General features: G+C 64.1%; 22 protein-coding genes and 1 pseudogene. 10 read left to right on the top strand and 13 right to left on the bottom strand.

Annotated elements, in window-relative coordinates:
- Positions 1 to 4: 4 nt before the first annotated feature.
- The 6 genes from MF270_RS25445 to MF270_RS25415 form a co-directional block, all read right to left on the bottom strand.
- Positions 5 to 904 carry a branched-chain amino acid ABC transporter permease gene (locus tag MF270_RS25445; protein WP_238368459.1) on the bottom strand — a complete coding sequence of 300 codons (900 nt, stop codon included), beginning with the start codon at positions 902 to 904 and terminating at the stop codon, positions 5 to 7.
- Between the two features lie 72 nt (positions 905 to 976).
- Positions 977 to 2,203 carry an ABC transporter substrate-binding protein gene (locus MF270_RS25440; RefSeq protein WP_238368458.1) on the bottom strand — a complete coding sequence of 409 codons (1,227 nt, stop codon included), beginning with the start codon at positions 2,201 to 2,203 and terminating at the stop codon, positions 977 to 979.
- A gap of 158 nt (positions 2,204 to 2,361) precedes the next feature.
- A complete protein-coding gene (locus MF270_RS25435; protein WP_238368457.1) occupies positions 2,362 to 3,519 on the bottom strand; it encodes an acyl-CoA dehydrogenase family protein in 1,158 nt (385 codons plus the stop codon).
- 7 nt (positions 3,520 to 3,526) lie between these two features.
- Positions 3,527 to 5,665, bottom strand: coding sequence for a 3-hydroxyacyl-CoA dehydrogenase NAD-binding domain-containing protein (locus MF270_RS28280; RefSeq protein WP_272490879.1), 2,139 nt, complete (start codon positions 5,663 to 5,665; stop codon positions 3,527 to 3,529).
- 12 nt (positions 5,666 to 5,677) lie between these two features.
- The gene (locus MF270_RS25420; RefSeq protein ID WP_238368456.1) at positions 5,678 to 6,886 is read right to left on the bottom strand and encodes an acetyl-CoA C-acetyltransferase; all 1,209 of its coding nucleotides are present in this window, start codon (positions 6,884 to 6,886) and stop codon (positions 5,678 to 5,680) included.
- An 84-nt stretch (positions 6,887 to 6,970) separates the two neighbouring features.
- The gene (locus MF270_RS25415; RefSeq protein ID WP_238368455.1) at positions 6,971 to 8,707 is read right to left on the bottom strand and encodes a class I adenylate-forming enzyme family protein; all 1,737 of its coding nucleotides are present in this window, start codon (positions 8,705 to 8,707) and stop codon (positions 6,971 to 6,973) included.
- A 30-nt stretch (positions 8,708 to 8,737) separates the two neighbouring features.
- Between MF270_RS25415 and MF270_RS25410 the strand changes: the two genes are divergently transcribed.
- Positions 8,738 to 9,520 (top strand): SDR family NAD(P)-dependent oxidoreductase, encoded by a 783-nt coding sequence (locus MF270_RS25410; protein ID WP_238368454.1) that lies wholly within the window; start codon positions 8,738 to 8,740, stop codon positions 9,518 to 9,520.
- 9 nt (positions 9,521 to 9,529) lie between these two features.
- Positions 9,530 to 10,612 (top strand): CaiB/BaiF CoA transferase family protein, encoded by a 1,083-nt coding sequence (locus tag MF270_RS25405; RefSeq protein ID WP_238368453.1) that lies wholly within the window; start codon positions 9,530 to 9,532, stop codon positions 10,610 to 10,612.
- Between the two features lie 55 nt (positions 10,613 to 10,667).
- On the opposite strand, the gene MF270_RS25400 is transcribed toward MF270_RS25405, so the two are convergent.
- Both MF270_RS25400 and MF270_RS25395 read right to left on the bottom strand, forming a co-directional pair.
- Entirely contained in the window at positions 10,668 to 11,267 is a 600-nt protein-coding gene (locus tag MF270_RS25400) for a VOC family protein (RefSeq protein ID WP_238368452.1), read from the bottom strand.
- Positions 11,267 to 12,154: a fumarylacetoacetate hydrolase family protein gene (locus MF270_RS25395; protein ID WP_238368451.1), complete on the bottom strand. Its 888-nt coding sequence runs from the start codon at positions 12,152 to 12,154 to the stop codon at positions 11,267 to 11,269. Before MF270_RS25395 ends, MF270_RS25400 begins: the two co-directional genes overlap by 1 nt.
- A gap of 131 nt (positions 12,155 to 12,285) precedes the next feature.
- Here MF270_RS25395 and MF270_RS25390 point away from each other — a divergent pair, with 131 nt between their 5' ends.
- The gene (locus MF270_RS25390) at positions 12,286 to 12,840 is read left to right on the top strand and encodes an NADPH-dependent FMN reductase (protein WP_238368450.1); all 555 of its coding nucleotides are present in this window, start codon (positions 12,286 to 12,288) and stop codon (positions 12,838 to 12,840) included.
- A gap of 21 nt (positions 12,841 to 12,861) precedes the next feature.
- Here the strand turns inward: MF270_RS25390 and MF270_RS25385 are convergent, their stop codons facing one another.
- A complete protein-coding gene (locus tag MF270_RS25385) occupies positions 12,862 to 13,545 on the bottom strand; it encodes a GntR family transcriptional regulator (RefSeq protein ID WP_238368449.1) in 684 nt (227 codons plus the stop codon).
- A 192-nt stretch (positions 13,546 to 13,737) separates the two neighbouring features.
- Between MF270_RS25385 and MF270_RS25380 the strand changes: the two genes are divergently transcribed.
- Genes MF270_RS25380 through MF270_RS25370 form a run of 3 tightly spaced genes read left to right on the top strand, consistent with a single transcriptional unit; the run spans position 13,738 to position 16,639 of the window.
- Positions 13,738 to 14,802 (top strand): C4-dicarboxylate TRAP transporter substrate-binding protein, encoded by a 1,065-nt coding sequence (locus MF270_RS25380; protein WP_238368448.1) that lies wholly within the window; start codon positions 13,738 to 13,740, stop codon positions 14,800 to 14,802.
- Positions 14,799 to 15,332 carry a TRAP transporter small permease subunit gene (locus MF270_RS25375; RefSeq protein ID WP_238368447.1) on the top strand — a complete coding sequence of 178 codons (534 nt, stop codon included), beginning with the start codon at positions 14,799 to 14,801 and terminating at the stop codon, positions 15,330 to 15,332. Before MF270_RS25380 ends, MF270_RS25375 begins: the two co-directional genes overlap by 4 nt.
- Positions 15,329 to 16,639 carry a TRAP transporter large permease gene (locus MF270_RS25370; protein WP_238368446.1) on the top strand — a complete coding sequence of 437 codons (1,311 nt, stop codon included), beginning with the start codon at positions 15,329 to 15,331 and terminating at the stop codon, positions 16,637 to 16,639. Before MF270_RS25375 ends, MF270_RS25370 begins: the two co-directional genes overlap by 4 nt.
- Positions 16,640 to 16,703: 64 nt before the next feature.
- On the opposite strand, the gene MF270_RS25365 is transcribed toward MF270_RS25370, so the two are convergent.
- Complete coding sequence (locus tag MF270_RS25365) at positions 16,704 to 17,225, bottom strand: hypothetical protein (RefSeq protein ID WP_238368445.1); 522 nt, start codon at positions 17,223 to 17,225, stop codon at positions 16,704 to 16,706.
- 17 nt (positions 17,226 to 17,242) lie between these two features.
- Complete coding sequence (locus MF270_RS25360) at positions 17,243 to 18,043, bottom strand: FAD-dependent monooxygenase (RefSeq protein ID WP_336246062.1); 801 nt, start codon at positions 18,041 to 18,043, stop codon at positions 17,243 to 17,245.
- Positions 18,044 to 18,105: 62 nt separating this feature from the next.
- On the opposite strand from MF270_RS25360, the gene MF270_RS25355 reads away from it, so the two are divergent.
- The 4 genes from MF270_RS25355 to MF270_RS25340 are packed head-to-tail and all read left to right on the top strand — an operon-like array spanning position 18,106 to position 21,059.
- Positions 18,106 to 18,312, top strand: coding sequence for a hypothetical protein (locus MF270_RS25355; protein WP_238368443.1), 207 nt, complete (start codon positions 18,106 to 18,108; stop codon positions 18,310 to 18,312).
- Between the two features lie 13 nt (positions 18,313 to 18,325).
- Complete coding sequence (locus MF270_RS25350) at positions 18,326 to 19,420, top strand: ABC transporter ATP-binding protein (protein ID WP_238368442.1); 1,095 nt, start codon at positions 18,326 to 18,328, stop codon at positions 19,418 to 19,420.
- Positions 19,417 to 20,283 (top strand): ABC transporter permease, encoded by an 867-nt coding sequence (locus MF270_RS25345; RefSeq protein WP_238368441.1) that lies wholly within the window; start codon positions 19,417 to 19,419, stop codon positions 20,281 to 20,283. Before MF270_RS25350 ends, MF270_RS25345 begins: the two co-directional genes overlap by 4 nt.
- On the top strand, positions 20,283 to 21,059 hold the full coding sequence (locus MF270_RS25340; protein ID WP_238368440.1) for an ABC transporter permease: 777 nt from the start codon (positions 20,283 to 20,285) through the stop codon (positions 21,057 to 21,059). The genes MF270_RS25345 and MF270_RS25340 overlap by 1 nt, the downstream gene beginning before the upstream one ends.
- Before the next feature lie 43 nt (positions 21,060 to 21,102).
- Here the strand turns inward: MF270_RS25340 and MF270_RS25335 are convergent, their stop codons facing one another.
- Both MF270_RS25335 and MF270_RS25330 read right to left on the bottom strand, forming a co-directional pair.
- Positions 21,103 to 22,107 carry an LLM class flavin-dependent oxidoreductase gene (locus MF270_RS25335; RefSeq protein WP_238368490.1) on the bottom strand — a complete coding sequence of 335 codons (1,005 nt, stop codon included), beginning with the start codon at positions 22,105 to 22,107 and terminating at the stop codon, positions 21,103 to 21,105.
- Between the two features lie 202 nt (positions 22,108 to 22,309).
- Positions 22,310 to 23,709: pseudogene (locus tag MF270_RS25330) on the bottom strand (ISNCY family transposase).
- Positions 23,710 to 23,857 lie beyond the last annotated feature (148 nt).

The following is a 23,857-nucleotide window of genomic DNA, read 5'->3' as shown; positions in this document are numbered from 1 at the left end:
GGGGTCAGACCTTCTTGACGTGGACAGGGCCGCCGAAAAGACCCTGCGGGCGCAGCACGAGCACGACCATGATCATGATGAACGGGGCGACGGCGATGGTTTCGGAGCCGAACCAGTACCCGATGAGGTTCTGCAGGACCCCGATGGTGAACCCGCCAACGATGGATCCGGGCAGGTTCGAGAACCCGCCGATGACCGCGGCCGCCAGCGCCACCATGATGACCCCGCCCATGTCTGGCGTAAGCCCCAGTTTCGGGCCGACAAGTACGCCGCAGACACCGGCCATCAGCCCGGCGATGCCCCAGACGATCATGCGCATCCGCGCCACCGGAATTCCGGAAAGCTGCGCGCACAGTGGGTTCTGGCTGGAGGCCTGAAGGGCACGGCCTAGAAGCGTGCGGGTGAAGAATATCCAGAACCCGAGAATGAACAGGACAGAAATCACCACGATGGCCAGATCGGCGCGCAGGATCATGACGTCTCCGATCCGGATCGGCGCACCGCGCACCAGCGGCGGCAGCGAACGGACCTGTTCGGTATAGGGTATGACCCTGACAATGCCCTTGAGCATCAGAGACAGACCGAAGGTGGCGATCACGATCGGGATCAGGGGGTTTTCGCGGGCCGACATGCGCCGGATGATCGGAACAATGGCAGCCCGTTCAAAGGCCGCCCCGATCGCAAAGGTGCCGATTGCGACAATCGGGAAGATCAGCCAGTACGGAACCGAGGTCGAGACGATGAAGAACAGTGCGATGTAGGCGCCGACCATGACGACCTCACCGGCCGCAAAGTTCACCGCTTCGGAGGACTTGTAGACGATGACGATCGACAGCGCGATCAGAGCATAGACCGAACCGGTCGCGATCCCGCTGATGATGATCAGCGCAAGCGTCGTGGACATGATTGTGTTTCCTTGATCTCGGGCGCGGACGGAAAGGCGGCGCCGAACGGGTCGGCGCCGCCTGACCACACCTTACTTGTCGAAGGTCGAGGGATCGATGAGTTCGTCCCAGATGTAGGGACCGCCGACGCGTTCCACGGTGGTGCCGTCGAACTTGACAATGATCTGGCCACGGTTGGAGTCACGCCTGTCCGGGGTGAAAACCGTCGGCGCGGCCATGACTTTGGTCTCGACTTGGGTTTCGTTGATCGCTGCCATGAAGCTTTCGCGGGTCAGGTCGGGACCGGCGCGCTTGATCGCGTCGACAATCGCCATTGCGTGGGGGAAGCCATAGGCCCCGATGATGCCCGGCTCGGGCCGCTCGGGGAAGTACTTGACCATCAGGTCCTTCCAGGGCTTGAGCTCGGGATCGTCCATCGACTCTGCGACCAGCGGGTGCGCGTAGTAGAAATTGCCCAGACCGGAGGTATCGCCGTCGAGGCTCTTTACGAAATCGACGGTGTTGGAGACACCCTGGATCGCCGAGATGATCGGGGTGTCGAGCAGGCCGAATTCCACAACTTTCTTCATCACGAGGGTGGTGGGGGGCGCATAGGTCGTCAGGATAATTACGTCGGGGTTGGCCGACTGCACGTTCAGCACCGGCACGGTGACGTCGGTCGCATTGTTGGGAATGATCTCGTTCGCGACGACCTGAATGTCATGTTTCTTGGCCATGGCATAGATCATTTCCAGCGCCGATGTCCCCATGGCGTCGTCCGGACCCAACACTCCGACGGTCTTCGCACCCAATCCGTCGATAGCGTACTGCATGACCGCCGCAAGGGTGGCGCGCTGTGTCCCCGGAGCGGAGCCGAACTGGTATTCCGTCGGCGGATACACCCCGGCGTCCCCGGACGCGTTCAGCATGAAGTGCGGGATCTTCTCCTGGTTCACCAGTTCCTGGATCGACACTGTCGACCCGGAGCACGAGCCGCCAAGCAGCAGGAACACGCCATCATTGATGTACTTGCGTACGATGGTGTTGGCTTCGGCCGGCGTGCATTTGTCGTCCTCCACCTGGTAGACGATCTTCCGGCCGTTAATCCCGCCTTCGTCGTTTATCATTTCGAAATACGACTTGGCCGCGTTCAGCGGATCGGTGCCGTAGGCCGCAAGCGGGCCGGACAGCGGCGAGAACATGCCAATCTTTATCTCGGTGTCGGTGACACCGGGAACTTGTGCCCATGCGGCTGGCGCAAGGCCGGCGACAAGTGCCAAGCCTCCCAGAATGAGCGATGCAGTTCTTTTGAGAACCATGATATTTCCCTCCCTTGGCGTTGAAGCCGCAAAGCAGTTTCGCGGCACCTTGTTTCGTCACGCCGCATTTCTCGCGACGTTGAACGAGGCTATTCCGGAGGGGCAGGGGACCGAAACTCTCTTTGGATAGGTCCTCGGATGACCCTGCCCGCCCGAATTCAGTTCAGCTTGCGTTCATCCAGCCCCAGGCCCCGGCCGATGATTTCAAGCATGATTTCCGACGACCCTGCGAAGATGCGCGAGACACGGGCATCCGTGTACATCCGGCAGATACGGTATTCCTTCATATAGCCCGCGCCGCCGTGCAGCTGGACGCAGGCATCCATCACCCGCCCTTCAAGCTCTGTCGCAAGGTACTTGGCCGAAGCAGCGGTTTCCGGGCCGAGCGTGCGGGCATTCTGCTGGATCACACACTGATCGACGAAGCATTGGACGCTGTCGATCTCGGCCCTCAGCCGGGCCATGGTGAAGCGCGAATTCTGGAACATCCCGACCGGGCGCCCGAAGGCACGGCGGTCGGTCACATACTCCAGCGTGAGGTCGAAGGCGGTCTGAGCTGCGGCCACGGCGGCAATCGCCGCGACCACCCGCTCGCCCGCCAGAAACTCTGTCAGGTAGTGAAAGCCGCGGCTGGCATCGCCCAGCAGGTTCGCTTTGGGGACGCGGACGTTGTCGAAGAAAAGCTCGGAGGTGTCCTGCGACTCCAGCCCCATCTTCTTCAGGCGCTGGCCACGCTTGAACCCTTCCATCCCGGCCTCGACCACGAAAAGGCCAACGCCGTGGCGTTCGGTCTTGGAGGTCCGGGCGGCTACGATGACAAGATCGGCCAGCTGTCCGTTCGAGATATAGGTCTTGGACCCGTTCAGAACCCAGTGATCGCCTTCCTCGACCGCGGTCGTGCGCATCGCCGCCATGTCGCTGCCCGCGTGCGGTTCGGTCAGGGCGATCGCCAGGATCGTTTCCCCGGTCACGCATTTGGGCAGCCAGCGGCGCTTCTGCTCCTCTGTCCCGAGCCCGCCAAGATAAGGCGCGACAAGGTTCGAATGGAGGTGGATGTAGAAGCCCGGATCCCCGTGGCGCATGTTCTCTTCCGACACGATCTGCTCATAGCGCAGATCGCCGATCCCTGCGCCGCCGTATGTTTCGTCGGCCCAGGTCAGCAGCAGACCAAGCGCCCCTGCCTTTGTGAAGGCCTCGCGATCGACGTGACCCTGATCGCGCCAGCGTTCCGCGTTCGGTCCGATCTCGTTCTGGAAGAACCGGCGCACCGTGTCACGAAACTGATCGTGCTCGGGCTCGAAGATGGTTCTTTTCATGCCGACGTTAGCCATACAGCTTGACCTCCCCTGATGCGCGTTCGCGAAGCCAGGACGTGGGCTTGAACCGCTCTCCGTATTTCTGGGCCATCGCATCGCATTCCGCGACGAAGGCGGCCACGCCGACGGTATCTATCAGGGACATGGTGCCGCCGGTGTAGGTCGGAAAGCTCCAGCCGAGAACGGACCCGATGTCGCCATCCTCGGCCCGTGTCAGCACGCCTTCCTCAAGGCAGCGCACGGTTTCCAGCGCCTGGATATAAAGCAGCCGCTTCTTCAGTTCCTCGAAGTCCGGCTGTTCGGAGGCGACGGGGAAATGTTCGGCCAGTCCGGGCCACAGCCGCTTGCCGCCGTCTTCGGCATATTCGTAAAAGCCCGCGTTGCCCTTGCGGCCCGGCCGTCCCAGGTCGGTCATCATTTTCGTCATGACGTCATAGGACACCGGCTTGCGATAGGCGTCGCCATCCTGGGCAATCGCCTGGTTGGCGATCATCAGCGGCAGTTCGATAGAGACCTCGTCGGTAACCATCAGCGGACCGACCGGCATGCCTGCCATCTTTCCGGCGTTCTCGATCAACGCAGGCTTCACACCCTCCTGCAGCATCGCCATCCCTTCGTGGATGAAGGTCTGGAACACCCGGCTGGTGTAGAACCCTCGGCTGTCATTGACCACGATCGGCGTCTTGCGGATTTGCTTCACGAAATCCAGCGCGCGCGCCAGCGTTTCATCGGATGTCTTGCGCCCCATGATGACCTCGACCAGTCCCATGCGGTCGACCGGTGAGAAGAAGTGCAGCCCGATGAAATCGGCGGGTCGGGGGAAGCTTTCGGCCAGAGCCGAAATCGGAAGGGTCGAGGTGTTGGAGGCGAAGGGCGCGGTATCCGGCAGAACTGCCGCTGCCTTCTTGGTCACATCCGCCTTCACCGCGACATCCTCGAACACCGCTTCGATGATCAGGTCTGCATCTGCGAGCAGGGCATAGTCCGTGGTCGGGTTGATCCGCGCCAGCACCGCATCGGCGGCCTGCTGCGTGCGCTTGCCCTTCTCGACCATGCGGCCCAGCACCTTCTCCGAATAGGCCTTGCCCTTGTCGGCATTGGCCTGCGTCGCGTCGATCACCACGACCTCGATCCCCGCGGCGGCTGCGACATTGGCGATTCCTGCGCCCATCATGCCCGCGCCCAGAACGCCCAGTTTCTTGACCGTGTAGGTCTGCACGCCCGTGGGCCGCATCGTCAGGGCATCGTTTTTTCCTTTGTTCAGGAAGGTGGTGCGGATGATATTGCGCGAGACGGGGTCGGTCAGAAGGCGGGCGAAGTACTTGTTCTCCAGCGCCTGCGCCCGGTCGAAGGGCTGCTGCATGCCCTCGAACACCACGGTTTCGATAGCGATCGGCGCAGGGTAGTTGTGCCATGTCTTCGCCGACAGCGACGCCGCCGTCATCGTGTGGATCGTGGCGGTTTTCATGTCGAGCACGCCAAGCGCGGCGGGCGGCTGATAGCCCTTCTTGTCCCAGTCGCGCACAGGGTCCGGTCCCTTGGCCAGCCAGTCCGCAGCGGCTTCCAACAGCTTGTCTGCGGGCACGACCTCGTCGACCAGCCCGATCTTGAGCGCCTCTTCGGGTCCGACCGTGCGCCCGGACAGCAGCAGATCCAAGGCGCGTTCCGTACCAAGCATGCGGGGCAGGCGCTGCGTTCCGCCCGAACCGGGAAGCAGCCCGAGGTTGACCTCGGGCAGGCCGACGACGGCCTTGGGATCGTCGACGATAATCCGATGATGACAGGCCAGCGCCAGTTCGAAACCGCCACCAAGGGCCAGGCCGTTCATCGCCGCGACAAAAGGCTTGCCGCAGGTTTCCATGTGGCGATGCATGTCGCTCGGTGCCTTGCAGAAGCCGACGGCATCGGCCTTGCTCATCCCCCGGTCATAGGCAGTACCCACGTATTTCAGATCGGCCCCGGCCATGAAGGCGGGTTTGGCCGAAGTGACGATCGCGCCTGTCACGGCCGGGTCGGATGCGACTTTCTCCACCGCCTCGGTGAACTCGGCGATGAACTCGGGCGACACCAGATTCATCGACTCATCGGCATTGTCGAGCGTCAGGGTGGCGATCCCGTCGCGGACGGCGTAACGGATATGTTTCATGTCGGGTTTTCCTTACACGCGTTCGATGATGGTGGCGGTGCCCAGTCCGTTCCCGGCGCAGAGCGTGATCAGTGCGGTATTCAGGTCCCGCCGTTCCAGCTCATCCAGCACGGTGCCAAGGATCATCGCGCCAGTGGCGCCAAGCGGATGGCCCATGGCAATCGCCCCGCCGTTCACGTTCACCTTCTCGGGATCAAGGTCGAGTTCGCGCATGAAGCGCATCACGACCGAGGCGAAGGCTTCATTGATTTCGAACAGGTCGATGTCGTCCACCGTCATCCCGGCCCGCTTGAGCGTCTTCCGCGACACGTCCGCCGGGGCGGTGAGCATGATCGTCGGCTCGGACCCGATGGACGTGAACGCCCGGAACCGGGCGCGCGGCTTGAGTCCCGAGGCGGTGCCGAAACCTTCGCTGCCGACCAGCACGGCCGAGGCGCCATCGACGATGCCCGAGGAATTTCCGCCGGTGTGCACATGGTTCACCCGCTCGATTTCGGGGTAGCGCATCATGCCGATCTTGTCGAAACCGCCCTTTTCGCCAAGTGCGGTGAAGGCGGGCTTGAGCGAGGCGAGCCCTTCCATCGTCGTGCCGGGACGCATGTATTCGTCATGGTCAAGTATCACGTCGCCAAGCGCGTCCCGGATCGGCGCGATGGATTTGGCGAACCGGCCGCCCTGCCAGGCGGCGGCGGCGCGTTTCTGACTTTCGACAGCATAGGCGTCGACATCCTCGCGGGTGTAGCCGTCCAGCGTGGCGATCATGTCCGCACCGATGCCCTGCGGCGCGAAATATTGGTGATAGTTGACCCAAGGGTCGGCGGTCCAGGCGCCGGTGTCGGCCCCGATATAGGTCCGCGACATGCATTCGACGCCGCCGCCGATGGCCGCATCGGACTGACCGGCCATGATATGCGCGGCGGCGGTGTTCACGGCCTCCAGCGCCGAAGCACAGAACCGGTGCACCTGCTGGCCGGCGACGCCTTCGTCATAGTCGGCCACCAGCACGGCGGCCCGGCCGATATTTCCGCCCTGTTCGCCGACGGGCTGCGCACAGCCCAGGATAACATCGTCGACCAGCGTCGTGTCCAGATCGTTGCGGTCGCGGACTGCGCCAAGCACCTGCGCCGCCAGATCGACTGCGGTGATTTCATGCAGCGCGCCGTCCGGGCGGCCTTTGCCACGCGGTGAACGGACAGCGTCATAGATAAAAGCTTCGGGCATCTCGGCCTCCTTGGTTCGGGAGTGTTGCAGCGTTGATAACGACACGAGAGGATGGCTCACCTATCGCAAGGCGGGCGCAGGGGGTCACAGGAGCTCTCTCAGTTTGAATTTCTGGATTTTCGTGGCCGACATGGGCCATGTCGTGACGAATCGTACCTCGGTCGGCACCTTGTACCGGGCGATCTTGCCGCGCAGAAACTCTATCAGCTCGGCCTCGCTGGCCGTCATGCCGGGACGCAGCTCCACAAACGCCACCGGAACTTCGCCAAGGCGATCCTCGGGCTTGCCCACCACCTGGACGTTGGCGACGCCGGGATGGGCGGAAAGGTAGCTTTCAATCTCGGCCGCCGCGACGTTCTCGCCCCCGACACGGATCAGATCCTTGATCCGTCCGACATAGGCCAGCCGTCCGTCGTCGTCCATTGTGCCCAGGTCGCCGGTGCGTATGTACCCGTCCGGGCGAATGGTTTTGGCTGTCTCGTCTGCGGCCTTGTAGTACCCCCTGAAGGCACCGCCGCCGCGGAAGAGGATTTCACCTTCCCGCCCGGTCGGCAGCGCCTCGCCGGTCGAGGGATCGGCGATCATCACCTCGATGCCGGGCAGGGCGCGTCCGGCCCTTGTCAGCCGGATCTCCTCGGGGTCGTGCGCATCGGCCAGCGTGACAAGGCCGCTGGCTTCGGACAGACCATAGAGGTTCAGGACGGGGGTCCCTTCCGGCAGACGCGCGGCAAGCCGCCGCACGGTGCCGAGCGGGCCGATGACCACCAGCGACCGGATGAACGCAAACGCCTTGGCCGAAAACCGGTCGTTCTCGATCACGGGCGCAGCGAGAAGATGGAATCCGGGGTACAGATGTTCGATCCGGTGCGTTCCCACCATGTCCAGCACGCTGTCGGCGGTAAAATGCGGGGCACTCGCCATGCAGGCACCGTCGGCCAGCAGACCGGACATCAGCCCGATACCACCGGAGTGGAAGAACGGCATCGGCACCCAGACCTTTTCGCCGGGCCGCAAAGCGACGGTCCGGGTGAAGATCGACCAGGAGCGTTGCAGCGCCGCATGGCTGATCTCGCATGCCTTGGGGCGAGACGTGGTGCCGGATGTGAAATACATCACCGCCGTGTCCTCGCGGGTCTGCCCGTCACGCGCAGCCGCAAGCTGCGCGTCGGACACGCCGTCGGCACGGCCGATCATGTCATCTGCGGCGATCGCGGCGCGCCACCTGCCGGTTCCGAACAGAACGATCTGGCGCAACAGCGGCGCGGCCTCGAGCGACAGGTCCGTGCCCGTCTCGGCCGTGGCCAGTTCGGGATAGGTTTCCGTCAGCGTCGCGCGGAAGTTCACCGCGTCGTCATAATCGGACGTGGTGATGAGAAGCGATGCATCGCTCAGGGCTACGGCATGATGCAGGTCCAGGCTGCGGGCGCGGGCATTCAGCAGGACACCGACGCCGCCTGCCAGCTGGATGCCGAAATGGGCGACCATGTAGTCCAGACAGTTCGGCATCAGGATCGCAACCTTGTCACCGGGCCGCAAACCAAGACCGATGAGCCCGCGCGCGAAGGCCAGGGCGCGGTCGCGCAGTTGCGCGAGTGGCGTCACACTATCCGGAAATATCGCAAAATTCAGGTCCGGGCTTTCCTCAGCCCGGCGCAGAAGAAGGTCGGCCAGGGTATCTTCCCGACCGAAATTCCAGGCAAAACCGTTGCCTGACAGGACCTGGGTCATGCACACCTCCCACATTGCACCATTTTGTCCTAACGGGCCCGTGGGGTGCGGACACCTATCGCCCGGCAGGTGCGGGGCGGACCCGCGCGCCATTGGGTCAGGACATCCAGAGGGAGGACGCGCATGTCTGTCATCATCACCGGCGCAGCCAGCGGCATCGGCTTCGCCACGGCCGAACTTTTCGCGACACGGCCTCATGGCGAAGGTCCGGCGCGGTTGTTTCTCGCTGATCGCGACGCAGGCGGGCTGGAAAGGGCGGCCGAGGCACTGACCGGCCTCGGGGCCGATGTCGGGATAGCGGTCGCCGATCTTTCCGACCCAAAGGCGGGAGCGTCGATCGTCGCGCAGGCGGTGGCCCGCTTCGGATCGCTGCAGGCGCTTGTCAGCAACGCGGGCGCCATTCACCGCGCGCCCCTGACCGAACTGGGCGCAGAAGCTTTCGACATGATGATGGCCATCAACGTTCGCGCGACGCTCTTGCTGGGGCAGGCGGCCCATCCGCACCTGTCGGCCAGCCGAGGCGCGATCGTCGCCACGGCGTCCTCGGCCGCAGACCATCCGGCGATACCGCTTGGTGCCTATTCGACCAGCAAGGCCGCGCTTGTCATGCTGGTGCGGCAGATGGCGGGTGAATGGGGACCCGCAGGGATCCGCTGCAACTGTGTCTCGCCCGGGCCAACCCACACGGCAATGACTGCCGCGTCCTACGACGACCCGGCGGTGCGCGAGGCGCGCGGGCAGGATATTCCCATGGGCCGTGTCGGCAGACCGCAGGATCTGGCGCGGGCGATTCATTTTCTGGCCGGTCCGGAGTCGGACCATATCTCGGGTATCAACCTGCGCGTCGACGGCGCACTGGATGCGGTGCTGGGCGTGTCGCGCAGCGGCGCGGCGAACCGGATATAGGGGGGCAACATGGGACCGCTTGACGGAGTACGTATCGTTGAAATGGATGCCATCGGGCCGGTGCCCCTTGCCGCGACCATTCTTGCGGACATGGGTGCTGACATCATCCGGATTGCGCGGTCGGGCGGACAGTCGGCCTACGAGGATCTGGGCGAGGCAATCCTGCATCGCGGCCGCGCGGGGCTAGAGCTGAACCTCAAGTCCGACGCCGACCGCGCCACCGCGCTTGAGCTGATCGGGCGTGCCGATGCGCTGATCGAAGGGTTTCGACCGGGCGTGATGGAACGGCTCGGGCTGGGTCCGGAGCCCTGCCTCGCCCGCAATCCGGGGCTTGTCTATGGCCGGATGACGGGCTGGGGTCAGTCCGGCCCGATGGCGATGCGTGCAGGACATGACATCAACTATATCGCGATGGCAGGGGTCCTGGGCCTGTTCGGAGCGCCGGATGCGCCGCCGGATCCGCCGCTCAACCTTGTTGGCGACTACGGGGGCGGGGCGATGTTCCTCGCACTTGGCGTGACGGCGGGGCTTCTGTCGGCGCAGCGCACAGGCACGGGGCAGGTGGTGGATGCGGCGATGACCGACGGGACGGCCATGCTGCTCAGCCTGTTCGTCGCCCTGCGACAAAGCGGCGGCTGGAGCGCGCGGCGCGCGGACAATCTTCTTGACGGCGGACGGCCGTTTTACCGCTGCTACGCCTGCGCGGACGGAGGTCACGTCGCCGTCGGCGCGCTGGAACCCCAGTTCTTCGCGGCCCTGCTCGATGGCTTCGGGATCCCGCCCGACTCGATGGTCCAGTACGACCCCGCGGGCTGGCCGGACATGCAGGCCCGGTTCGCAGCGCTTTTTGCCAGCCGTACGAGGGACGAGTGGGCGCAGATCTTCGATGGCACCGATGCCTGCGTCACCCCGGTCCTGACCCTAGACGAGGCCTTCGTCGCGCCCCACAACGTCGCGCGCGGAACGTACGCCCCCGTCGACGGCCTGACGCAACCCGCTCCTGCGCCACGGTTTTCGGGCACACCCTCAAGGACGCGGCCCGCAGAAACGGTTACTGGCGCCGAGGCGCTGCGACGATGGATGGCGCGGTAGTCGTCGGCGGTCGCGCGCAGATCGTTCGGGCGCATGAGGCAGAGCCGCCGAACGGTCAGACCTCGAGCGGAAAGGGCAGACGCGGGTCCATCGGCGCGGACGGCGGGAACTCTCCGGCGTAGGCGCGCTTCTGGACGTCCTGCATGCTGGCCCCGGCGCGCCGTGCCTCGATCATCCGTGCCGGATCCACCGGCGTGCCGATCGGATTGGCCTTGAACTCGGCAGAGGTGCGGACGAACTCGCTGGACTTGCTCCAGTCGCCGAAATTGTCGCACTGAAGCTCTACGCTGTTTTCGTCCGGATCGAGATAGTAGAACGAGGTGGTCATGCCGTGATCCAGAGTGAGATGCGGCGTGATGCCAAGTCCGGCCAGACGTTCGTAGGTCGCCAGAAGATCGTCCAGCGTCTCGTATTCGAAGGCCATGTGGTGCATCCCGGACCGCGTGACCTTTTCGGGGTCGTCGCGCACCTCGGGCGAGGTGATCAGCGCGATGCGGTGGTTGGCCGCGTCGTTGGACGACCAGGCGCCGCCCTCGAACTGATGCAGGGGCTCCGATCCGACCACGGTGCGATACCAGTCGATCATCTCCTGCAGGCGCGAGGTCTTCAGGTTGACATGGTGCAGGACGGGGTTCTTGGGTCCGGCGTTTTCCATCATGGTATCCTTCCTTGATGCGGTCGCGTGCATTCCTCTGCGACGGGGTTCGACAAGATTCCCAGGCCGTTGACTTCGACATCGCAAATGTCGCCGGGTTTCATGAACAGCTGGGGCTTGCGGGCAATGCCGACACCAGCGGGGGTGCCCGAGATAATGACGTCTCCGGCTTCCAGAGTCATCGCCTCGCTAAGGGTCGAGACCAGCGTGGCGATGTCGAACACCATGTCGTCGGTCGAGGCGCTCTGGACCGTTTGGCCGTTAAGCCGTGTTTCCAGTTTCAGGCCCGCACAACCATTGGGAAGCGCGTCGGCGGTCACGAGCCAGGGGCCGAACGCCCCGGTGCCGTCAAAGTTCTTGCCGACCGTCCATTGCGGGGTGCGCATCTGGAAATCCCGGACCGACGCATCGTTGAACAGCGAATAGCCGATCACATGGTCCAGCGCCGTTTCCTTCGGGATGTGGCGGCCGGGTTTGCCGATCACCGCAACCACTTCGCCCTCGTAATCGAACTGGTCCGAGGTGCGCGGCTTGATCAGTGGCTGTCCGTGGCCGACGAGCGAAGTATTGAACCGGGCGAAGACGGTCGGGTAGTCGGGCACCGCGAAACCGCCTTCGGCCGAATGGTCGGCGTAGTTCAGACCGATGCAAAGCAGCTTGCCCGCTCGCTGCAGAGGGGGCAGGAACGTCAGGTGCTTTGCGTCGAGCTCGGCAGCCCCCGCAAGCGCCTGTCCGGCCTCGGCCAGTGCCGCCGGCCCGGACGCAACCAGCGTGTCGAGGTCGCCGGGAAAACCGGGTTCGCCCGCGAAGAGCGCCCTGACGATCCCGTTTCTGGTTTCAACTGCGATCCCGGTCCTAGAACCGTCCGTTACCGACGCGAATTTCACCACGCACCTCCTGACTTGTGTCGGACCAACCTGCGCAGGAGCGTCGGGGGTGTCAAGAAAAAATATATTTTAAGTTTGCCCAAAGCGATCTATGACGAGAACAGAACGTTTCAGCCAAGGAGTCCCGATAGATGTCCAGAATGAAAATCGCGATGGTGGTGGGCAGCTCCCGCACCGGGTCCCTGAACGAAAAGCTCGCCCGCGCGGTCGCGGCCCTTGCCCCCGACACGCTCGAGTTTGAGAGGGTCCGCATCGACGACATTCCGCATTATAACGGGGAACTTGAAGGCGCCCGCCCGGCCGAGGTGACACGGTTCACAGATCAGATCCGCGCGGCACAGGGTGTCTTCTTCGTGACGCCGGAATACAACCGGTCGATCCCCGGCATGGTGAAGGACGCGATCGACTGGGGGTCGAAACCGATGGGGCAGAACGTCTGGGCCGGCAAGACGGCAGGAATGATGGGGACCTCTCCCGGCGGAATCGGAACCGCGGTCGGCCAGCAGCACCTGCGCCAGGTGCTGTCCGTTCTCGGGGTAACTGTGGTCCCGGCCGAGGCCTATATCGCGTTCAGCCAGCCGGACCTGATTTCCGACAGTGGCGAGGTGTCGGCCGACGCAACCCGTACTTTCATCCGCGCCTATGTCGAACGTTTCGCGGACCTGACCCGCAGGCTTGCGTCCTGAAGGAACAGAGCAGTCAGGCGGTCAGGCAATTTCGCGCTGCGCCGCCTCGGCCTTGGCCAGAAGATCCTCGGTAGTACGGCGAAAATGTGCCGAAATATAAGACCTTGTCGCGATTTCATCGCGACGGGTCGCGGCTTCCATGATGGCGCGGTGTTCGTCGTCCACGATCCGTGGGCGGCCGTCGGAATACAGCGAAACGCTCCAGTGACGGTACCGTTCGCTCTGCAGGTACAGCCCCTCGCGCATCCGCAGCAGCCACAGGTTCGGGCAGGCCGCCACAAGGGCGCGATGGAACTCGGCATGCGCGACCGACCAGGCGTCGTTCATCACCTCGCCGCCCTCGCCGCTGCGTTCGGGAATGCGACTCAGCTTGTGGTAGGCGGCCACCACCGATGTTTCCCAGCTTACGTCACCGGCACGGATGGACTGGGCCAGGCAGAGCTCCTCAAGCGCGATGCGGGCTTCGGTCAGGTCGGTGAGCTCCTTGCGTGAGATCGGAGATACGGAAAACCCCTTCTGCGGTTCCATCCGCACCATGCCGTCGGCGGCCAGGCGCGACAGGGCCTCGCGCGCCGCGCCTAGGTTGACGGCATAGCGGGCACAGACGTCGTTGATCTTGATCTTGGACGAAGGAGGCAGCTTGCAGGCGAGAATATCCCGCTGCAGTTGTCCATAGACCTGGTCGGCTTTGGTGGGCTGGCTCATGTCAAGGCTCCTTACGTCAGCGGGGCAGCACCTGTCCAGATCTCCCGATGCGGGATGTCGATCGCCCTTCTGCCATCATACAAAATATATTTTGTGTTGACAAATCTATTGCGCGGCTTGACGTTTCAGGCGGTGGAGATCGTCCGGCACCGTCCACCGTGACGGTCGGAGCAAACCTACAGGGAGCGAGACATGAAATTCAGATACGTCGCGGCGCTGGTTGCCGCTGCCTTCGGTGCGGGGCCCGGCGCGGCATCGGCCGACACTTTCAAGCTGACCCTCGCCACGGGCCATCCGGAAGTATTTCCCCATGTCGCCTTTCTTGGAAAGGTGTTCGTGCCGGAGGTCGAGCGGCTTCTGAAGGACGCCGGAAGCCCCCACAGCATCACCTGGCTGCAGGCCTATGGGGGCACGCTGGTGAAGACCGGCAGCGAATTGCAGGCACTGCAGCAGGGCGTGATCGACGTGGCCTTTGTGCCGACGCTGTTTTCCGCATCGCAGCTGCCGCTTGAGCAGGTGACGTATCAGGCGCCGTTCATCACCCCGGACGACGCGGTGATCCGCAACGCGATGGCCAAGGTCCGCGAGGGCAACCCGGCGTTCAAGGAGGCATGGGACGCCTACGGCGCGACGGTCCTGTCGCCGGGCAGCATCTGCGACGACTACAACCTGATGCTGACCGAACCCGCCGCCTCGCTTGCCGAACTTGAGGGCCGGCGCATCTATGCCCCCGGACCGACGGCGAACTGGCTGCGCGATACTGGCATGGTCGCGGTTGCGGGAAACATGAGCGAATATTACCAGGGCATCCAGTCCGGCATCGCTGACGGCGTGCTGGTGCTGACCTCGGCCGCCTTTCCGGGCAAGTATTACGAGGTGGCGCCGCATTTCGTGAAGGTCAGCCTGGGCGCACAGTGGTGCAGCACCATCGCCATGAACACGGCCAAGCTCGCTGCGCTGCCGGAAGATGTGCAGACGGCCATCAAGACTGCGGCGACCACCTATTCGGTTGACCTGATGACGGCGATCAATGCCAACATGGTCAAGCATCTCGAGCTCATGGCCGAGAACGGCGCCACAATAACCGAATGGTCGGACGAGGCGCGTCGCGAATGGGCCGAAGCGATCCCGAATATCGCACAGGACTGGGCGGCGGCGATCGACGCCAAGGGCCTGCCGGGCAGTGACGTCCTCAAGGCGCTGGAGGCCGAGACCAAGGCGCTTGGCGCAACCCCGCTGCGCAACTGGTCGGAATGACATCCGACGACAAGGCCGGGCGGGCGTCATCCGCGCCCGGCCTTTTTCTCGAGACGATCAGCGCCTTCGGCGGGATCGTGGTGCTGCTGCTCATGGTTCTGATCGGGGCCGACATTCTGGGCCGGACGCTGTTCAACGCCCCGGTCCGGGGCGTGGCGGAAATCGCCAGTCTCGCCATTGTCGCGGTGGTTTTCCTTCAGTTGCCGCAGGCGATCCGCAGCGGGAGGATGCTGCGTTCGGACGGGTTGCTGCTGGCACTGTCGTCGCGGCCACGCATGGTGGCGCCGCTGCAATTGCTCAACGACATTCTGCTGTTCCTGCTGATGGTGGTGCTGCTGTGGTTCGGCACCGGGCCGTTCCGGCAAAGCTGGCAAACGGACGAATACATCGGTGCGCTTGGCGATTTTACCGCCCCGCTCTGGCCGGTGCGTCTGGCGATCCTGATCGGTTGTGCGCTCGGCGCGCTTTACGCGCTGGTAATGGCCGCTCGGCATCTGCGTCTGCTGACATACCGGAGTGACGGAAAATGAGCGGACTGGTCATAGGCGCGATCTCGATCGGTCTGATTTTCCTGCTGGTCTATCTCGGCGTCTACGTCGCCATTGCCCTTGGCGCAGTGTCTTTCGCGGGGGTCTGGATGATCACCGGCAATTTCAATCTGGCGGGTAACCTGCTTTACATCGCCGCCTTCGAATCCCTGAAGAGCTACGAGTTTGCCGTCGTCCCCCTGTTCGTCTTCATGGGGCTGATCGTCTCGGCGGCCGAGTTCGGACGCGATGCCTTCCAGCTGGCCGCGCGGCTGCTGCGGCGCCTGCCGGGTGGGCTGGGGATCGCGACGGTCGTCTCCAACGCCATCTTCGCCGCAGTCAGTGGCACCAGCATCGCGGCAGGTGCCGTCTTCACCCGCATCGCCGTGCCCGAGATGCTGCGCCTCGGCTACCGTCCGCGTTTTGCCGTGGGCGTGGTGGCGGGCAGTTCGGTGCTGGGCATGCTGATCCCGCCCAGCCTGCTGCTGATCATCTACGGCATCACGACCGAGCAATCGATCGGCAAGCTGTTCCTTGCCGGGATCGGACCCGGACTTCTGCTGGCCGGGCTGTACTGTCTGGGGATCGTCGCGATGGCCCTGTTCTGGCGTGGTTTCGTGGGCGAACCGCAGACCGATGACGATGCCCCGGACTATTCGCTGACCCGCGCGCTGTCCGCGGTGGCCCCGCTTGGCGCGTTGGCCGCGCTGATGCTGGGCGGGATTTACGGCGGCATCTTCACCCCGACCGAGGCGGGCGCCGTCGCCGCCTGGGGCGCGCTGGTCATCGCCGGCGTGAACCGGCGGATCACCCTGCGCCAGATCTGGCGGGTGCTGGTCGAGACTGGCTATGTCACCGTCACCATCCTGTTCCTTGTCGTCGCCGCCAGCATGTACAGCCGCATGCTGACCTTCGCGGGGGTGCAGGGGTCTGTGTCGTCCCTTCTGTTGGGCAGCGACATGACGCCGCTCGTCTTCGTAACGGTCTATGTCCTGGTGCTGCTGCTGCTCGGGATGATCCTAGATGCGACCTCGATCATCCTGATCTGCGTGCCGATCGTGCTGGTGCCGGCCATCGCCATGGGTTTCGACCCGATCCACCTGGGCATTATCACCATCATCGCTGTGGAAACCGGCCTTCTGACGCCGCCGCTCGGTCTCTCGGCCTTCGTGGTCAAGGGGGCGCTGGCGGAACAGGACATATCGCTCAAGGTCATCTTCCAGGGCTGCGCGCCATTCGTTGTGATGATGCTGGTGGCGGTGGCGCTGGTCTACGCCTTTCCGGGCATCGCGATGTTCGCGGTCAAATAGCCTCTGGGACGTGGACCCCGCCCGGAGGCGCCGCCAGACAAGGCCGCGATCCTCCCGCAGCGCCTCAGCGAAGTTCGGCAGCCGTCGCCAGCATCTGCACCGAGGGGACATACCGCTCGGTCAACTGTGCCTTCAGATCCGGATCGGACAGCATATGCAGCGCGTCGATGGTGTCGCGAATATCGGCAAGCTTGAAGTGAACCGCTTCAATATCGCCAGAGTCGATGATCCGCTGAACGTAACCAAAGTAGACCGCAGTGTCCTCGGGCGTGGGCGCGGCCATGTCCCGAAAATGGTTGTTGTGGGGCGGCGGCGTCACAAGGTCGATCAGGTTGATCGCGCGCGTCCCCAGGCCCGCACGTTCGAGTCCGGCGCGCCCCGGTCCGCCCGCCATCAGCCAGTCGTGGTAAAGCGCCGCCTCCAGCGCCTCGCGGCTGACCTGCGGAAAGCGGAACAGCATGCGTAGCGCGACACGTTCGAAATGCTGCGACCAGGGCCGACCGACACGGTCGGGAACGCCGGCGTAGTGGGCATCAATAACGGCAACGTGGCGGAGGAACCAGTTTTCTCGGTGCGGCAGGGTCATGTCAGTTTCCTCGTCGGTCAGTTCTGAATTTCGTGTTCGATCTTACCGAAATCCGGGATCTCGCTTCTGCTCAGGCTGCGGGCCAGGGCTACGTGGGTGGCCTTGGCCTGCACCTGTTCGATGTCCGGCCTGTTGGTGCGCTCCCATTCGGCCAGGGCATCCTCGATCCGGCCGTGCTCCTCCACCGCCTCGGCCAGGCGGACGGCGGTCAGTAGCCCTGCGCTGGCGCTGCGCCCCAGGCTTGAGGGCATCGCATGAGCCGCATCGCCCACGATCGCGACTCTCCCCTTCGACCAACTCACCCGGTCAATCCGGCCATATCGGTCATATCGTGCATTGTCCTGCCCGTTCCTGATCACCCCGGCCAGCATCGGGAAGGCATCTGTCCAGTAGTCGGTTTCCAGCGGGATCCGGGCGCCGATGTCATCCGACACCGCCGACATCAGGCACAGGTAGCACTGGCTGGGACTGCACGGTGAGTATAGGGCGCGCAGCCGCGACTTTCCCAGAAGCCAGATATCCAGCGTCTTGTCCCAGCCGGGACCAAGATCGCGGCGGTCGGCCAGACGCCGGATGATCCCGTCATCGTAGCGCCGTACGGTACCGCCGATCCCCAGCCTGTCCGGGATTACCGACCCGACGCTGTCCGCAGCAACGGCCAGATCGGCGCTAAGCCGGGTGCCATCGGCCAGGATCAGCGTTCCTTCGGGATGGGCGGACACCACCTCAGACCCCAGGGCCACGGTGACGCCCGCGTCCTGAGCCGCCTGAAGCAACAATCCGTGCAGGGCAGACCGAAGAAGGCGGTGTCGCGGCATCCCACTACCTCGGGATTGCGAAGAATGCGCCGCATGGCGAGGAAGCGCAGATCCTGGCGCAGATGATGCTGTCGCCCGGCTTCCAGGGATATCTGGCCGCCAATGCCGGCATGGGCCCGGCCAGCACCGCCGTCGACCTGCCGCCCGAGGTTGCCGCCAAGTTTCCCTCTGCCGAACAGATGGCCGAAGCCGGCTCCGTGCCGTGGTCGGTCTTCAATGAAAAGCGGTCCGAACTGGCGGAACGCTGGCAGCGCGAGATCATGAGCTGAGGCCGGATCGTACATGACCCTTCGCACAGACCGGGGAACGGGCGCGCTGGAACTGCGCGCCCTGACCAAATCCTACGGCGGTAACACCGTTCTCGACCGGATGGACCTGACAGCCTCCGAAGGCGAATTCATCTCGCTGGTCGGGCCGTCGGGATGTGGCAAGACCACCACGCTGAACATCGTCGCCGGGTTCGAGGTTCCCGATGGCGGGGACGTGATCCTTGGCGGCCGGTCGGTGCTGGACGTGCCATCCTACCGGCGGGGTCTGGGCATGGTGTTTCAAAGTCATGCGCTGTTTCCCCACATGACGATTGCCGACAATGTTGCCTTTGGCCTGTCGGTTCGGCGCACCCCGAAAAGCGAAATCCGCGCACGTGTCGCGGAGTCGCTGGACCTGGTGCGCCTCTCCGCATTTGCCGACCGCTACCCGCGGGAACTGTCCGGGGGCCAGCAGCAGCGGGTCGGTATCGCCCGCGCCCTGACAGTGCAGCCGCGCATCATCCTGATGGATGAACCGCTCAGCAGTCTGGACGCCAAGCTGCGCCGCGAAATGCAGGTCGATCTCAAGCGGATCCAGCGCGCCGTCGGCATCACCGCTCTCTACGTCACGCACGACCAGGAAGAGGCGCTTACCCTTTCAGACCGGATCGTGCTGATGAACAAGGGGCGGATCGAACAGAACGACACGCCCGAAGCAATCTACAACAAGCCGGCCAATGCCTTCGTCGCGGGGTTCATCGGCGAAGCCAGCTTTCTGTCCGGTACGGTGGTGCAATCGGGTGATCCGGGCATGGTCCGCCTCGACTCCGGCACCCTGCTGAAGACGGGTGCGGCGCAGCTTCTGGCCGGATCGAAGGCCTGCCTGGCGATCCGGCCAGACCGCGTGTACCTGCGCCCGCTCGGCGCGGCGCAGGATGCCCTGGCCGGAACGGTCCGCGCGCGCGCCTTCCTGGGCACGACGGTGCGCCACATCGTCGAACTGGACGGCGGAGGAGAGATCATGGCCCAGCTGACCGTGCCGGAATCCGACGGAATCGTCGAAGACGGCCGGGTCGAGGTCATGGACGATCCGCAGGACTGGCGGCTTTTCCCGGCCGAGTCGACATGACCCGGATGCGCACCTTCCTGGGCAACAGCGCGCTGGCGCCGCCGGTGCTGACCGTCATGGGCGTGTTCTTCCTTCTGCCCATGATGATGATGTTCGCGCAGGCCTTTCTTCCGTTCGACAGCCGCACGCTGACCGGCACCACCCTGACGCTTGAGAATTTCGGCAGGTTCCTTGGCGATCCGGTGCATCTGGCGACCTTCTGGCGGACTTTCATCGTCTCCCTGATGACGGCGCTTCTGGCCATGGCGGCGGGTTATCCGCTGGCCTGGCACCTCCACAGCCTCCGGTCGGGGCAGGCCCGGCTGTGGTGCACGCTGATCGTACTGATGCCGCTGATGATCAGCCTGATCGTCGCGTCCTTTGCCTGGATGCTGCTGCTGGGCAATAACGGGGCCTTCAACAACGCCCTGCGCTGGATCGGCGTGATTGACCGCCCGATCCGGCTGATGAACACCGTGACCGGCGTCGTCATCGTTTCGGCCTACAGCACGGTGTCCTATCCGATCCTGACGACGTTCGCCGCGCTCGAGAATATTCCCCCCGAACTGGCCCGCAGCGCGCGTATCCACGGCGCCAGCGAACGCCAGATCTTTGCCCGCGTAATACTGCCGCTCAGCCTGCCGGAGCTGCTTGCCGGCGGTCTGATCACATTTTCGCTGACGATGGCCGCATTTGTCGTGCCGTTCATGATCGGCGGCGGGCGGGTCAACGTCGTGCCGCTGATGATCTACCAGCACACTCTGCAACTGTTCGACTGGCCGGGGGCCGCCGCCCTCGGCATCCTGTTGTTCCTGCTGACGCTGGCCTTTGTCTGGTTCGTGACCCGGCTGGCGCAGCTTTTCATGCCATGGGAGCGTCGCTGATGCCCGGACCCGTCCGCCTTCTGGCCTGGGCGCTTTACGCGCTGATCCTTTTGCCGATCGTCATGGTGCTGGGCGCATCCCTGACCGCAGGCGGGTTTCTGACCTTTCCGCCCCAGGGCCTGTCGCTGCGCTGGTGGCAGGCCATGCTGATAGACCGCGAATTGTTGCGCGGCCTGATGATCTCGTTGCGGATCGCGACCCTCACACTGGTGATTTCCGTCCCGGTCGGGGCGCTGGCGGCGATCTTCCTCGACCGTCAGAACGCCCGTTGGCGCAACGCGCTTGTCCCGGTTCTGACCGCCCCTCTCAGCGTGCCGCTGGTGCTGACCGGCTTTGCGCTGCTGGTGTTCTTCACCCGTTTGGGCCTGCTGAATGAAACCGGGCTGGTGCTGGGCCATGTGGTGGTGTCGGTGCCTTACGTCATCCGCTCTGCACTGGTCAGCCTGTCGCTCTCGGACCGAACGCTGGCTCGGGCGGCCGAGGTGCACGGCGCCAATCCGGCGCAGGTGATCTGGAAGGTGACGCTGCCGATGATGCGCCACGGGCTGATCTCTGGCGGGCTGTTCGCTTTTCTGGCGTCGCTGAACAACATCGTGGTGTCGGTGTTCATTGCCAAGCCGGGAGTGATCCCATTTCCCGTCGTCCTGTTCAGCCGGATGGAGAACCTTGCGGAACCGTCGGTCGCCGCAGCCAGTACACTGGTCATTGTCCTGACCGCCGTGCTTTGCATGCTGCTGGAATGGCGCTACGACCTGTTCCGGTCGTTGGCGCGATGACAGGCGCGAGGGGCGTGACAGGCCTGCGCCCGCCGGGCGATCGCTATCGCAAGGCCCCGGCCACCTCAGTCGCGAAGATCGACAGGCCGGCGCTCACGCGTTCTGCAGGCTGGCCGCCGATGTCGATCTGGCCCACGTAGCGGGTGAAACCGATCGCCTCGCGCATTCTTGACAGCTTGTCGACGACCTGCGCGACGGTGCCGCCCACGAAAGCGCTTTCCGGACCCAGCCAGTCCTCGAACACCTCGCGCGGCATCGCCTGGCCACGGAAAAGGGGCTTCATGTAGGCGGCGTAATAAGGATAGAAGTCCTGCCGCGTCTCATCCTCGGTGCGCGATACATGCAGGTGGGAATAGGCGGCAATGCGGGGCGTGCCGCTGTGCCCTGCATGATCCCAGGCCGCGCGATAGGCGGCAGCCAACTGCGCGTACCCCGCAATCTTTCCCCCCAGCAGCGGCATAGCCAGCGGATAGCCAAGCATCGCCGCACGTTCGACGCTGTCCCGCGAAACCGCCCCGATGAAGACCGGAAGCTGCTTCTGAACCGGACGGGGGGCGATCTCGGCCTGGTTGAGAGGGGGGCGGAACCGTCCCGACCAGGTGACAGGCGACCCTTTGTTCAAAACACTGAACAGGTCCAGCTTCTCCAGAAACAGGGCGTCGTAGTCCTTCAGATCGAAACCAAAAAGCGGAAAGTTGTCGGTGAACGCGCCGCGCCCGAACACAAGCTCGACCCGCCCGCCGGACACGAGGTCGGCGGTGGCAAATTCCTGAAATGTCCTGACGGGGTCCGCGGTGGACAGCAGCGTCGAGGCCGAGGTGAAGCGGATACGTTCGGTCACCGCGGCCATCGCGGCAATCGTGGCCGCGGTGGCAGAGTTCACGAACCCCGCGCCGTGATGTTCGCCGACGCCGACGATATCCAGCCCCTGCGCGTCGGCCTGGCGCGCAAGGTCGATCATCTGGCGCATGCGTGCGGCCGCAGTGATCGGGCGACCTGTCTCGGGATCCCCTGTCAGATCTCCGAAAGTGTAGATTCCAAGTTGCATGTCCAGACCTGTCCTGTCGGCGAAATCAGTGGCAAGCATGTCGGCCCAAGTGGGCGGACAGCGTCACGTACCCCTGTACGATGTGACGGGCCACGCGGCAAACCCCGGAGTTGTTGCAACCAAGTAGAACTGTCGCCGGCTCTGCAAAGTAGAAGTGTCACCCCTTGCGCTGTTGCAAGCGCAGCCGGGCAGAGCGGAGACCTCAGATATCAGAGGTCTGCGCGGCTGCGCGGGTTTTTGCACGGCGGGCCAGTTTGGAGTTCCAGCCCTCGGTGTTGCGCCGTCCGTTCGGGACATAGGCCGTTGCCTGCTTGCCCGCCCGGCGCCGTTTCGGCTGGGCCTTCTCCTGCTCGGCCCTGATGTAGTCCAGCACGGCCCCGAGCCGCTTGTTCTCCGTCACCGCAGCGTGGGTGACCCGCTGGTCCTTGTCGAAGGCGGTGTAGGGCAGAGGCACACCTTTCCAGCGAAACTCCAGCCGACCATCCGGGAACTCGTAGCTGTCCACGTATTGGCCGGGCAGGGCACGGCTCACCTCCGTCTCGGTCAGGATAATCCGGCGGCGATCGTAGGAGAACGTCAACTGGTTGCCGACATAGCGCTCGTCCCTCAGGCAGAGGATGTCGCGCAGCCGGTCAGGCTCTTCATTCAGAGGACGATGCAGGTTGTCCGGGCGCAGCGGGGCCTTGGCGAAGCGGGCGTTGGACCTGTCCATGAACGTCGGCAGGAAGGCATTGGCCGTCTCCATGTCAGAGATGCCCGCCAGCCGCAGCTCCTTCACCAGCCGGTCCTGCAACATCCGGTTCGCCCGCTCGACCCGGCCCTTGGCCTGCGAGGAGTTGGCGCAAAGGATCTCCACGTTCAGCTCGTTCAGCGCCCGGCCGAACTGCCCCTCTCATCGTTGCTGCGCAACGATTGCCGATCAACGGTCATCCCGTGGCCGGACTTCGCACCTTGCTTCGCCACCCGGAAGACGGAGTGCTTGTCGCTGTAGAAAGCGACCGGGCGGCCGTGGTCGGCCAGGTATTGCTCCAGTGCCTCGAAATAGCTGAAGGTGGTCTCGGACGACACGAAGCGCAGATGCATCAGGCGGCTGGTCGCATCGTCGATGAAGACCAGCAGCGTGCAGGGCGGGCCACGGTCCTCGAACCAGCGATGGTCCGAGCCGTCGATCTGAATCAGTTCGCCGAGGCATTCCCGGCGCAGGCGCGGTTGATGGAACGCCTTGCGTTGCTTGCGCGGCAGCCACAAATCTTCGTCCTGCATCCATTTGCGCAGCGTCTCGCGAGAGACATTCAGGCCGTGATCTTCCTCAAGCTTCTCGGCGGCAAAGGTCGGGCCGAAGTCGGCGTAGTGTTCCCGGACGATCTCCACCGCGAACGTCCGGACAGCCGGGTCGATCCGGTTGTTGGACACACGACCGCGCGCCTTGTGACGGATCGCCGCCGGACCTTGATCCCGGAACACGCCCAGCAAACGTTGCACCTGTCTGCGGCTCAGCCCGAGCACAGTCGCAGCGGCCACCGTCGTCATCCGGCCCTGCGTCACCTGGCTCAAAACCTCGATCAGGTTCAACTCGCGCTCGCTCATCGCAATCCACCCCACGGCCACGCTCCATTCCTGCACCGACAGGGAAGTGTGACACTTCTACTTTGCACATGTGGGACATTCTAACTTGTGAGCGATACTTGAACCGCGACTCCTATTGCCTGCGAGGGTAGGGGCGGCGATCGATCTCCTCCATCATTTTCTC

This window comes from Mesobacterium pallidum (assembly GCF_019966535.1).
In the GTDB taxonomy this organism is placed as follows: Bacteria; Pseudomonadota; Alphaproteobacteria; order Rhodobacterales; family Rhodobacteraceae; genus Mesobacterium; species Mesobacterium pallidum.
Note: the sequence above shows the minus strand (reverse complement) of the source record. Positions and strands in the feature narration are given on the sequence as shown.